This is a genomic window from Paenibacillus sp. AN1007 (genome assembly GCF_040702995.1).
GTDB lineage: Bacteria > Bacillota > Bacilli > Paenibacillales > Paenibacillaceae > Paenibacillus.
Map to the genome: position 1 here is coordinate 4,238,575 of NZ_CP159992.1, position 12,142 is coordinate 4,250,716.

General features: G+C 47.7%; 12 protein-coding genes. 3 read left to right on the forward strand and 9 right to left on the reverse strand.

The window, feature by feature from the left end; genetic code table 11:
* Positions 1-312 precede the first annotated feature (312 nt).
* The gene (locus tag ABXS70_RS19130) at positions 313-792 is read left to right on the forward strand and encodes a hypothetical protein (protein ID WP_342554740.1); all 480 of its coding nucleotides are present in this window, start codon (positions 313-315) and stop codon (positions 790-792) included.
* Positions 793-875: 83 nt separating this feature from the next.
* Here ABXS70_RS19130 and purU read toward each other — a convergent pair whose 3' ends face one another.
* Together purU and ABXS70_RS19140 are read right to left on the reverse strand one after the other, a co-directional pair.
* Positions 876-1,769, reverse strand: coding sequence for a formyltetrahydrofolate deformylase (purU, locus tag ABXS70_RS19135; protein ID WP_342554739.1), 894 nt, complete (start codon positions 1,767-1,769; stop codon positions 876-878).
* 70 nt (positions 1,770-1,839) lie between these two features.
* Positions 1,840-2,946 carry a deoxyribonuclease IV gene (locus tag ABXS70_RS19140; protein WP_342556268.1) on the reverse strand — a complete coding sequence of 369 codons (1,107 nt, stop codon included), beginning with the start codon at positions 2,944-2,946 and terminating at the stop codon, positions 1,840-1,842.
* Between the two features lie 168 nt (positions 2,947-3,114).
* Here ABXS70_RS19140 and ABXS70_RS19145 point away from each other — a divergent pair, with 168 nt between their 5' ends.
* Positions 3,115-3,582 (forward strand): DUF2621 domain-containing protein, encoded by a 468-nt coding sequence (locus ABXS70_RS19145; RefSeq protein WP_342554738.1) that lies wholly within the window; start codon positions 3,115-3,117, stop codon positions 3,580-3,582.
* A gap of 173 nt (positions 3,583-3,755) precedes the next feature.
* Positions 3,756-4,667 carry a TIGR01777 family oxidoreductase gene (locus tag ABXS70_RS19150; protein ID WP_342554737.1) on the forward strand — a complete coding sequence of 304 codons (912 nt, stop codon included), beginning with the start codon at positions 3,756-3,758 and terminating at the stop codon, positions 4,665-4,667.
* A 73-nt stretch (positions 4,668-4,740) separates the two neighbouring features.
* Here the strand turns inward: ABXS70_RS19150 and ABXS70_RS19155 are convergent, their stop codons facing one another.
* From ABXS70_RS19155 to ABXS70_RS19185, 7 genes are all read right to left on the reverse strand, one after another.
* On the reverse strand, positions 4,741-6,519 hold the full coding sequence (locus ABXS70_RS19155; RefSeq protein ID WP_342554736.1) for a DUF6382 domain-containing protein: 1,779 nt from the start codon (positions 6,517-6,519) through the stop codon (positions 4,741-4,743).
* Positions 6,520-6,589: 70 nt separating this feature from the next.
* Entirely contained in the window at positions 6,590-7,096 is a 507-nt protein-coding gene (locus ABXS70_RS19160) for an A24 family peptidase (protein ID WP_342554735.1), read from the reverse strand.
* Positions 7,097-7,111: 15 nt separating this feature from the next.
* Positions 7,112-8,182, reverse strand: coding sequence for a pilus assembly protein (locus ABXS70_RS19165; RefSeq protein WP_342554734.1), 1,071 nt, complete (start codon positions 8,180-8,182; stop codon positions 7,112-7,114).
* The gene (locus ABXS70_RS19170) at positions 8,179-10,290 is read right to left on the reverse strand and encodes a hypothetical protein (RefSeq protein WP_342554733.1); all 2,112 of its coding nucleotides are present in this window, start codon (positions 10,288-10,290) and stop codon (positions 8,179-8,181) included. The genes ABXS70_RS19165 and ABXS70_RS19170 overlap by 4 nt, the downstream gene beginning before the upstream one ends.
* A gap of 96 nt (positions 10,291-10,386) precedes the next feature.
* The gene (locus tag ABXS70_RS19175) at positions 10,387-11,064 is read right to left on the reverse strand and encodes a TadE/TadG family type IV pilus assembly protein (protein WP_342554732.1); all 678 of its coding nucleotides are present in this window, start codon (positions 11,062-11,064) and stop codon (positions 10,387-10,389) included.
* Entirely contained in the window at positions 11,042-11,224 is a 183-nt protein-coding gene (locus ABXS70_RS19180) for a Flp1 family type IVb pilin (protein WP_342556267.1), read from the reverse strand. Before ABXS70_RS19180 ends, ABXS70_RS19175 begins: the two co-directional genes overlap by 23 nt.
* Positions 11,225-11,268: 44 nt before the next feature.
* Positions 11,269-12,138, reverse strand: coding sequence for a type II secretion system F family protein (locus ABXS70_RS19185; protein WP_342554731.1), 870 nt, complete (start codon positions 12,136-12,138; stop codon positions 11,269-11,271).
* Between the last annotated feature and the right edge of the window lie 4 nt (positions 12,139-12,142).

Consider the following 12,142-nt stretch of genomic DNA (forward strand, 5'->3'; position numbering starts at 1 on the left):
TGTATTGTATCACTTGGCGTGAAGCTTTTCCATAACCTTCTTTTAGAAAGTTACGGAAAATTGTGCTGATTCCTGGGTGAACCTTGCTAATCCATCGGATGAAGTATAACCTTTAACTCAAAATCCATACCCTTTGCAGCAGGAAAAGCGAAATTTGTACGTGATCCCCACTGCTCGATTCAGAAACAATGCAGGTGGTTTATTTTCAAATAGAATGAAACGCTCAGGGCTTCTTTACGGCTTCTTTCGATTTATAACAGTAAATCAGCCACAGCATACTTTTAACGTTTATTCCCAGGGAGGGCCCCTATTATGTCAGATACAGCGCAGCACCCGTCGAATGCATCAAAATCATCATTACCCTGGTTATCCGGGATCGTAACCGGATTCGTCAGCGGATTTGTTCTGGGCTTCTTTCTCAAAGCTGTACAGGCATTAACCGGTGAAAACGTGTATACCCTGCTGCTTAATATTGATTTTATGCCGGGTCTTCCTCCCCGCCTGCCGGAATGGATCGAATTCGCCCTGCACCTTGCTGTTTCTGCTGCCATCGGTGTTTTTTATATGTGGTGGATTAAACGTTCCGGCCACCCCATCTGCCGGGGAATCATACTCGGTGGCGTTTCCTCCCTTCTGTACATTCCCTTGTCGCCGTTATCTCCGCGTGTTCCAGACCTGAATGACATGGGGGCCATCCTATACTGGGCAGCTGGTCATCTGCTGTTTGGTGCAGTGCTTGGTCTGTGCGGAAAATATGTGCAGGCCAAAAAGCGGCATCCGGTTCATCAGTGAACCAGCGCCGCTTTTTGGGCTTGATTGTTTATCATTCTCTTGCGAGGTTACGGATCAACCTTGCACAGTATTAAAGCGTCAATTTAAAACACAACCGTTTTATTTTCATGAACAAGTACACGGTCCTCTACATGCCATTTCACAGCACGTGCAAGAACAACACGCTCAATGGTACGTCCAATCCGTTTCAATTCCGTCACGTCATCCCCATGGCTTACACGCTGCACGTCCTGCTCGATAATTGGACCTCCATCCAGCTCTTCGGTTACATAATGCGCCGTTGCCCCAATGATCTTCACACCGCGGTTATAGGCCTGAGCGTACGGTTTACCGCCGACAAAAGCAGGCAGGAACGAATGATGAATATTGATAATACGGTTGCGATAATGTTCAATGAACATCGGAGAAATGATCTGCATATAACGTGCGAGAATAATCACATCAACATCACTGCCGATCACTTCAAGCTGACGCTGCTCCGCTTCTTTTTTCGTATCCGCCGTAACCGGAATATGATGGTACGGGATACCAAACGACTCCACATAATCCTTCATGTCCAGATGGTTGCTGACGACAAGCGCAATATCGGCATCCAGATCACCAGCCTGCCACTGCCACAGCAGCTCTACCAGACAGTGATCCTCTTTCGATACAAAGATAGCCAGTCTTTTTTTGCGGCTGACCGCCGAAAGCGACCATTCCATTTTGAATCGCGCTGCGACTTCAGCAAAGTCTGCTTCGAGCTCTGCCAGATTGCTCTCCAGCTGCGGAAGATCAAATTCGATCCGCATAAAGAACATGCCGCCTGCCGGGTCCATTGTATATTGGTCAGACTGTACAATGTTAGCACCGTGCTGGTGCAAAAAGTGCGATACCGCTGCAACAATTCCCGGGCCATCCGGACAGGAAATGAGCATACGTGCTCGATTGGCACGATTCAGATCTTCAGGTCGTTTTTGTTTAGCATGAATCTCCATCAGGTTAATCTTCCTCCTTCAATTTAGGCCAACCAGACTTGCAAGGTATATCAAGCCGGGCCTGCAGGGGTTACCCTGCAAGCCAAGCAATCAAACGGTGATTAATTTGTTCTTCATTCAGATTAGGGAACAGCTCCGCTTCAATGACCATGTCATACAAGCGTTCCAGCGGTTCACGCGGATCGGCTTTTTTGGCTTTGGCATCATTTTTGAGCAGTGTCCATACATCAAGCACATAAGCACGGGAATCCAGTTCCTTCCCTTTGAAGAAGTGCTGCAGCTGTTCCACCTCGTTCAGGAACTCCTGACCGAATCGGCCTTCTACATCCCCACGCAGCAGCGCAATTTCGATTTCATACATTGGACGCTGGGTTTTGGCATCCTTACCAATCCAAGGCGTCTCCAGAATGAATGGACGATCGCTTAATTTTTCATGATTTACAATGCGATTAATCGCTTCGAAACCGATCCAGCCAGAACCAATCGGTGTGTGACGGTCTTTGCGCGCACCTGCAGCGTTTTTACTGTCGTTAATATGCATGACGGCAATACGTTCAAGCCCGACTGTACGATCAAACTGATCCAGTACACCGTCCAGATCATTGACGATATCATAACCCGCATCATGAATGTGACATGTATCCATACACACAGTCAGACGCTCGTTATGTGTTACCTTCTCTATGATCTGTGCAATTTCTTCAAAACTGCGTCCCATTTCGGTCCCTTTACCTGCCATCGTTTCCAGCGCAATGTTCACATCTGTTTCCTGAATGCCATCCAGCACTTCATTTAACCCCTGCGCAATGCGCTCAATACCGTAATGTGCATCCTTGTCCGTAAATGCACCCGGATGCAGCACAATGTTTTTCACACCAATGGCATGTGTACGGCGAATTTCCTCCTGAAGGAAATCCACAGCCAGTCTGTAGGTGCTGTCCTTGTAAGAACCCAGATTAATGATGTAAGGCGCGTGGACGACAATTTCCTCGAATCCGCCTGCCTGCATGGCCAGCTTGCCTTCCTCGATAAACATCGATTCAATAGGCTTGCGGCGTGTATTCTGCGGTGCACCCGTATATATCATAAACGAAGTGGATCCGTACGAGGACGCTTCCTTCGCTGCACTCAATAATCCCTTGTCCGAAAAGGACACGTGGGAGCCAATTTTCAGCATCATTTATCCCCCTTTTTCTGAATTATCCCTTATCATAACGCGATTATCGAAATAAATCTAGAAATGAGCTATAATTCGGATGAGAGGCTTTTTTTGGCAGCTGATTGCCAAACATGGGACGGCATTTTCAGGATGCCGTAAAAATCAATAAACCGAGGTGACTCCGTAATGATTTCTAATGCCTACACCCAGCTTTTAACGAACAGTTCTCCCAGCAACTGGTTTATGAATACGATCGCTTTCTGGACCTTTGTGCTGCTTGGCAGCATGTGTATAGGTGGATTTTTTATGATGCGTAAATTCCTTAAGGTACTCCCTAAGGCCGATGGAAAGTCAAAACTGGATTGGCAGAACTATTGGGTGGAGACGAGCCGTCATCTGTGGACAGATGAAGCCAAGGCTTTCCTCGATCAGCTTGTTGAGCCTGTGCCGGGCCCTTTTCGCGACATTGCCAAACATTCCATTGCTGCCGAGATCGGGAAAATTGCAGTGGAGGATAATGCATCTGAAGTCTCCAGAGATCACTGCATTAAGGGGTATATCATTGCAACACCCAAGCGGGATAACAAATTCCTGGTGAAGTTCCTGGAGAAAAACAAAATCGACTACACTCCCTATCGCCACTTGATGAAATAATCATTCGATGTATTATACAGTATGAACTGGTTGGGAAATAAAACAGTCCAGCTTCGTTAGAAGGGCCACCATTTTGGTTAAATTAAACACATATTAGCTCCGCCTGGTAAGCCTTCTTCGCACATTCAACTTACCCTGCGGGGCTTTTTGACCCATTAGAGAGGATGTTCAATATGAAAATTGCCATTTGCGGAGGAACCGGATTTGTAGGGGGCGCTCTTGTCGATTACTGGCTGCAGGCCGGACATCATGTGAAAGTAATCACTCGTAAACTGCCTGACATGCATAATCCGAGTAAAAACCTTACATATATATCCTGGGAGCAGCTTGAAGAAATGCCGCATGAATTGGAAGGTTTTGATGCGCTGGTGAATCTTGCGGGTGAAACCCTGAATCAGCGCTGGACTACCAAAGCCAAGCTGGAGATTGTCGAATCCAGGGTTACAACAGTGGCGCGGGTTGCCCGGCTGGTGGAAACGCTGAAGCAAAAGCCCGAGGTGGTAGTTCAGGCATCAGCCATGGCGATCTACGGAACTTCCCCTGATGAAACCTTTGATGAGAGCAGTCCGCAAAAATCCATGAATTTCCCTTCCCGGGTTTCGGAACAATGGGAGATTGCCGCTGATGCCATTCAGGATGTAAGACTGGTCAAAATCCGTGTCAGTCTCGTTTTGGGTCATAAAAAAGGCGCATTCCCGTTAATGAAGCTTCCATACATGCTGGGATTCGGCGGTAAAATCGGCAGCGGCAAGCAGTGGACCAGCTGGATTCACATTATGGATATCGTCCGATTAATCGACTTTACCATTCATAACAAAGAAATCTCGGGTCCGGTAAACGCCTCTTCGCCCAATCCGGTAACCAATGATGAATTCGGTCGTACAGTAGGCAAAGTTTATCATCGTCCACACTGGTTCCCTGTACCCGGCTTCCTGATCAAGGCAGTCGTTGGTGAATTGTCGGTTGTCCTGCTTCAAGGGCAGCGCGTTATTCCTCAAAAAGCGCTGGACCACGGCTTTCAATTCACCTTTCCTACGTTGACTCAAGCGCTGGAAGACCTGAAACATCGCGGCTTGTCTGATTAAGCGACTGCACCATCGTGCCATTTTCAATGCCTTCACACCCACACCATTAACAGTGTGAGCGGCACAATACAGTTCATCCTGCTGCCCGATAAATGTAGACTGAATCAGCCAGGATGAACGTATCCCCATCCGTCAATGGATATTCTTTATAAGGTGCCAGCAGTTCGCCCTGAAGCATTGTTCCATTGACTGAGCCCAGATCTTTGATGACATAACCGGACTGGCTTTGGCTCAATTCCACATGAGCTCGGGACACACCTGTCGAGCTGTCTACACACTGAACCATATCTGATGCTCTCCCAATGACAAAGGATGCTCCCTTCACCTCTACACGTTCGCTCCGTTCTCCTTTTTTTAAAGTTCGTTCCAAATAATACTTTGGCTCATGAGCACGTTCATCCTCCAAACCCTTTGCAGCCAGCTGCTGCAGGTTGACTGTTGCTTCTGCAGCAGGACCTGTGTGATCCAGATCAGAAGTCATAACACTCTCCCCACCCTTTTTGCGGGTATGCATTGGATCAGCCCCCTCCTCGCGAGTTGTATTCAATGGCTTTAAGTTTCTAATACCACGGCTGCCAAAATGAGAAGGGGCTGAATCCTTGTATACGGAGCTAACTGTCAAAGACTCCTCGAAATTTTCAATGGTCTTACTCTTGCCTTCTTTAGACTTGCTGTCAGCAGCATTCCAACGCCAGCTCTCCTGATACATTTCCTCGTCAGCTTCAGTCTGCTTATCTCTTTTCCCACCCAAGACCGGTATAGAAAATAATTTATGAACGCCGGATTCATTACGATTACGCGGCCTGCCCGTCCTTTTCCATATCCAGCTCGCCACTGCAATCAGCCCCAGACTTAGCGATACGGACAGAATCAGTTCGTTCTGGCCTGGCTGTTCCATGTAGATGAATCGCCATATTAATGCGATGGCAACCATGCAGCCGAGCCAGACATATGTTGTATGGGAAGAACCGGATGCCGAAATATTTTCTTCTTCATTGCCACCATTTTCCTGCTCCGTATAAACAAACGTAGGGGGCTTTTCCTGTGCAGAGTTTTGTATCAGATTTGCATATCCGGGGCTGCCCAATAAAGATTGTCCCGCTGTTCTCTTTTGTAAAAAGGTATTCGCACGAAGGTCCGTCTCGTCGATCTCGGAATCCAGCTTGATCAATGGTTGACGCTGATTATACTGCAGCTGTTCCGGAACAGCTGTATTTAACTTCAAGCTGACTTCACCTCTCGTTTTCAAATGATCCCCGGCTCCTGAATATACTGCGTTTCCGGCAGATAGCTCCAGCAAAAGTTCATGCAGCTGCTTAATATCCCACTGCTCGTCATTACAAAGCTGCAGCAGACGTTGTATGCCCTCCCCCTGCAGTTCCTGAACATAGGCCATAAGCCTTGTCACCATATTACGGAATAATTGCGGAGTAAGATCCTCCTGCCGTTCATCCATCATGGGCACATAAACCAAACCAAGTTCTCCCTGCTCCATCGTCCCCTGAATGAAAATGTATTCCTCATGCATCCATACATTCCGCGATTCCAGCATGTACGGTCTGCACTCCACAAGAGCATCGACCAATTGGTATAAAAGGTGGTACAGTACCTGCAGACGGATCCGGCCCGACTTTAACGTCTGTGACAGCATCTTGTAACCGGAAATGTCATACTGCAGCGTTACATTCTGATCGATCTCCCTTATGTATAAAGGCAGCATACGAGGAATTGGATTCGAGGATAACATACCAAGCTGTACCCTGCTGAGTTCATCCATACGAAGCCCGTTCACTTTTTCCAAAGTCATAAATGTCCCGCCATTACGTACGAAGTCTCTCGTTAATCCATACATATTTGTTCTCTCCGTTTCTATGTGAACGAGTAATTCAATTAGAACCTCTTTCTGCAAGCCCATAGACAGTTTAAGAAGCCATATAGATCCATGAGCTGACGAATCCAGGCAGCACAGCCAGCATAAAAGGAAACTTTAGTGATTTTTCTTGACTTACGAGTTTAAGAGAACCCATTTTGAAGAAACGGATCAGATTCCATGCCACTGCCCGTATTCGCTTAGCAGCATCTCTGCGAAACAAGAGAATGACTAGTCCGATCACGCCAGCGTACAAGACTGAATACATCATCACATGCAGGCCAAATGTAAATCCAGTCCACGCACCAATCCCCCCGAACAATTTCACATCTCCCGCCCCAACCGCACCGACTGCATACATTAGGAACACCATGCCGAAACCGGCAGCGAATCCGCCTAATGAGAACAGCATGCCTTCCCACCCTCCCCATACAAGATGGGCTGTCACACCCGCACCCGTCACTGGCAGGGTCAACCGATTCGGAATTTTCATAGAGCGTACATCGGTCACGAATGCCGCCAGAAGATATACACCACAGGCCATATAAAACCATCCCACCTATATCATCTCTCCTTATTTTCTGGATGCTGCAGTAAACGAATCTTCCGTCTGAGCACCTTCCGCTGTCTCCACAACAAAAATCCATGACCCTTCCGTTGTTCGCGTACCGACAAACCAGGTCCACTCTATGATTCCCTGTTCATCAGCAACCGCCCAGCCGATGTGCTTCGCGGTACTCTCACCTGACTTGTAAAAAATCGTGAGATTCGCCGAAGCTCCCGGTTCTACCTGAACCTTAATCGATGCATAGTTGCCTATAAAAGCCGGGTCCGGCTTGGACAAAATGACTGCAGCCCTCGGGCTGCTGCCACTCCCGTCCTCACCGCCTGTTCCCTCGCCTGTGTCACCAATCCATATCCGTTCTGCCGCAGCAGCCTGAATCCGCAGAGCTTTCCCGAGAAAAGGAACCTTCACAGGCAGCTCGTAACTCAGCTCAAGTCTGAAATAAGGATTCGTTCTACTCTTCAGGTTGGGAACGGATACTCCGTTAACATGAGTCCGCTCTAAATCCAGCAGCGCCGATTCAACAAATGGCTGCAGCAGCGGCTTGACAACAGGATCAAGCACCGTCTCCACTGCTGAGGATTTAATGTTTTGCAGCGGCTCTTCTCCACTTTTCGCTGCCGCTCGTACCCAGTCACTTAACGGTTCTGGTAATAAAGAGGCGTAATCGTCCGCCCATTCCGTCAGAGATAGCTTGGGCCACTTCCATGCCTGCTCTGAACTCTCGCCTCCGGCAGCATCAGAAGGAGCAAATACAAGCGAGACCGGATATACTTTAGTTGACAGCTGTTTTACGGTTTCCCCTGCTGCACTTTGCAGAGCAGTTGAGATTAATGTCATCTGAACGATGAAGATCAGAAACAGAATAAAGAATAGGAAAACAGGCAGAACCAGCGAAGCCTCCAGCACCATGCTGCCCTGCTCTTTTTTAGCTTCCAACATCTGTTCTCGCATCAGCTTCAAGCGTTCCGCTCTACTGATTCGCAAGATTCGATGCTGTATCCGCACACTTGTCCTTTCATCCTCAACCTGAATTTGTTTATCTACCCTGCCTGCAATCAAATCTCTCCACCTGTTCAATAGGAATAATCCGCCTTCCGTTCAATGAACAACCGTCCATCCTCTACTTGATCCGCACTGCCCATGGCAGCACCTATACTTCGTACAACTCCGGGCAGGAACCACAGCTTGATGCTGCTCCGGATCTGCCCGGAAGCATACGTCTGCTTCTCATCCGGATTCACACCCGTATTCAACCGAATCAATGCCAGCATACGTGACATTTTACGTTCATTACTGCTGTGCATGAGCAGGAATAGTCGAAGATGATCCCTATACGTCAGCTCCACTTTAATATATTTGGATAACTCGACACTGCCGTCTTTAGCCAGTTTGACCATATCTTCTACAGCATGCGTAATTCCATATAGTATTGCCGCAGACAGCACAAGAAGCGGATTCCCCAGCTTACTGTTCTCAACTAAACCTTCGGCTGTACGAATGGCCAGACGTATGCCGAAAACCTCCGCATATGCAGCCGCGATGTTACCTGAAGGATTGTGAAAGCCATAAATGATATATTCCAGCTCCTGATTCTCCAGCTTAAACACATCATTAGCATCTCCACTGCCTTCGGTCCAAGAGAACAACTGACCAAAATCCATCGAGTTAAAGTAGGCGAGTGCATACTCATTCTGAAATAACTCATCTCCAAGATCATCCAGCAGCCCAGACATTCCGCCAAACAGATGATCCATCCCCCTCATAGCCTGACCTCCGGAATCGTAAGGATCACTCGCAACGTCAGCCGTTTCCACATTTCCTTTACTCTTCTCATTCAGCTCCAAATTGTCCTCATAGAATTGTTCCAGCTGCTTGAAGGCCTGCTTCGAACCGGAATTCCCTTTTTCAATTCGGGTAAGTATTCGCTTGACTGCTCTCAATTCCCCTTTGGACTGCTTGTCATTCTCTTTGCGCTGCGCATCCGATCCACGCCCGTTCTCAAGCTCCTGCTTACTTTGCGCAATGAGATTGGAAGGACCTTTTCTCCCGAAGGAATCCATGTATTGTTCCACAGTCTGACCAGCCCGTATAACAGCAGGTTTAATCGGAACCCCACTCCTATGTATTACATCACGAAGCTGTGCGTTTAGTTCAATACTGTCTTTTCGCATGTCAGAAAATGATTCATTTTGCGAATGGACACGGGAACTTAAACGATCAAACAAAACATCCTCCCTCACAAGCTCCGAAGCAAGTGAACGTGTACTTTTGACTTCACTGCCGGAACCGGTAGATGGAGCACTCGTTCCAGGCAGAGCAGCGCTTCCCACGTGCTCATAATCGGCATTCTCGGAACGACTTTCTCCTTCTGCAATGACTCGTTTCATCTCTTCATTTATTTGCCGTGCCTCTTCAATCTTGGCCTGTGCTTCCACAAGCTTGGTCTGATGGGTCTGAAGTGCTGGCTGCAGCAGCATGCTGATCTCTGTCACTACATGATTTACTCCTGTCCGGTAACGCCCCAATTCCAATATGTACTGCTGTTCGTTAAAAGGCAGCCCCTCATCTGCCTGCTTCTTGCTTAAGTAATCGGCATAACGTGCCGCAGTTTCTGCTGCGGTATCCGGGGTTTCTTCAAGCATTTCGTCATAGATCATCTGGGCAGGGGATTTCATAATCAAGACGGGGAGCCTCTTGACCTTCTCTGCAGACGCTGCCTGATTGGATATCGCTTCATCCAGCAGTTTCTCGCGTTTGTCATAGAGCTTTTGTAATTTCTTCAGCAGGTCTACCGTATGTGCCGCTTCTTTCATCTCATCCGAGATTGGCTTGAATCGATTAATCACTTCAATCACAAAGTCAACCGGAGCCCTATACTTCATGTCCTCCTGAATCTGACGATTAAAAATATGATACCTGCCCAGTTCACGCTCCATACGTAGTGATGTCGTATCCCATTGAATATCCAGAATCGGGAACCCATCTTTTACAGATGAAGGTTTTACACTATCATTCAATACCTTAGCCATAATCGCATCTCCGCTGCTGTCGCCATACGCAAACAAACCATACTCCCGAAGTGATGTATCATAAGCTGACATAACCGATCTCATTGCAGCATGTGCCATCCGCTCGGCCTGTACCTTGAAAGCTGCCATTCGTGCATAATCAATAAAGATCGCCACAAACATATACACTCCAGCCAAAATTAAGATTATAAACAGCGTGACAGCACCTGATTCACCATCTCTTTTTCGAAACAGCGCCTCCCTCCTCCTCTACTATTTTTTGCTTTTGCCAAAATACTGTATAACTTGTCCCGCTTCTGCAGATAAAGCCGCTGCCTTCCCGCCTTTACCTTTGAACTTCGCACCGTAATACCTTGCCAAATCGACCATTCGAATGAATTCGACTGGTTCCACAACTGCGGATGAGCCCTGTGTGAGCACACCGCTGCCTGAATTGAATAAAAATGAGGGCAGAGGCAGAAATATGACCTGCTCAAGCCTGGTTGTGACCTTCCGCTGGATCAATGTATTTTGATACATCATTGTGCCTTTCATGGCTGAAGGCATATGACTGGAGGCTTGAATTAACTTTTTTTCTGAAAGATTACCGTCTTCATATCCAGGTACAGGAACACTAATCTCATTATCCGCTCCTGCCCACCCAAACAATGCACCCAATAGCCGATCGTCTGTTATCCGCCAGTACAAAGGATCATGTTCTCCGGCAGTATACTCCCCAGTCAGTGCTTGTTTGCGGCTGTTATCCCAGCTGTAGGCTGCTCGTTCAGACGCTGCATAGGCGTGCTGGTTCAAAAATGTTTTTTGATACATATACATGGTAAAAAAAAGCAGCAGCACCAGAATAAACAGCAGGATCGGAAAGACCAGGGAAGCTTCAACGGTGAAGCTCCCTTCTTCCTTCCTGAGCTTATTTACCCGGGAAAAATTCATTGCTTTTTGTATCCACTTTGGAAAGCAGACTTGTAATCAATCGTGTAATCTGGTCTTTAAAGATGAGCGCAATAATGATAATTACACCGATGATCAGAATCAGTTCCAGCGTACCCAGACCCTCTTCGTCTTTCCACAATGCGGCTGTCTTGTTCTTCATCACTTCGATCGTGCTGCTTCTCGGTACAAACATCCCAATCCCTCCTACATATTCATCATCATAAAAGCAGGCGCACCGATCATGACCACAATTGTAAAAAAGATCAATACCATCGGAAACACCAGTTTGGAAGAAGCCTTCTCTCCCTTGGCCCGGCTGACCGCCTTGCGTTTCTCCCACAAAACATGTGACAGATCCCGCAGCGCCAATACAAAGTCACCTCCCCCACGCCTTAAATTCAGCAGCACGGTCGTTGTAAAAATCGTCACTTCCTGTACACCACAGCGGCGGCTGAACTGCTCGAAGGACTGCTGGAACGAATAACCGTTATTCCAATCCTCTGCTGCCCTTCGCAGCTCGTTATACAATGGATGTTCCCGTTCGCCCTGGTTGTTCACACAATGAACGATCGCACGCTGCACCGTTTCTCCCGCTCCAACCAGAAGCACAATCCGATTAAGCAGTTCAGGCAGCTCTAAGAGGATATCCTGGTCCCTTCGCTTTACTTTGGTGTCAAGATCTTTATACATTGCAAAGGGTACAGCCATTCCAAGAACAAATCCCCCGACTAATCCTCCTGTACCTACTTCCCCGACAAGTGCAAGCAGGCACCCTGCCAGCATCAGCAGCCATGAGTAGGTCAGCATCTCGGCACAATAGAGCAGCGTTTTCTCACCGCTATGCTGCACGCCGTGCATCTTCTGGATCGCATGCTGCATTCGGAACATGAGCACAGGTAGTCTGCGGCTCATCTCCAACTTGTCCATGATGAACAGAAACGGGCCATGCATTTTTTTAAAACGTATCCCTTCCATATGCAGCTTTCGCAAATGTCTATAGGTTTGCCCCCGGGTTCGATCAAGCATGATCCACCCCGTTCCGAGCACGCCTCCAATGATGAGGGACAGCAGCATCCTT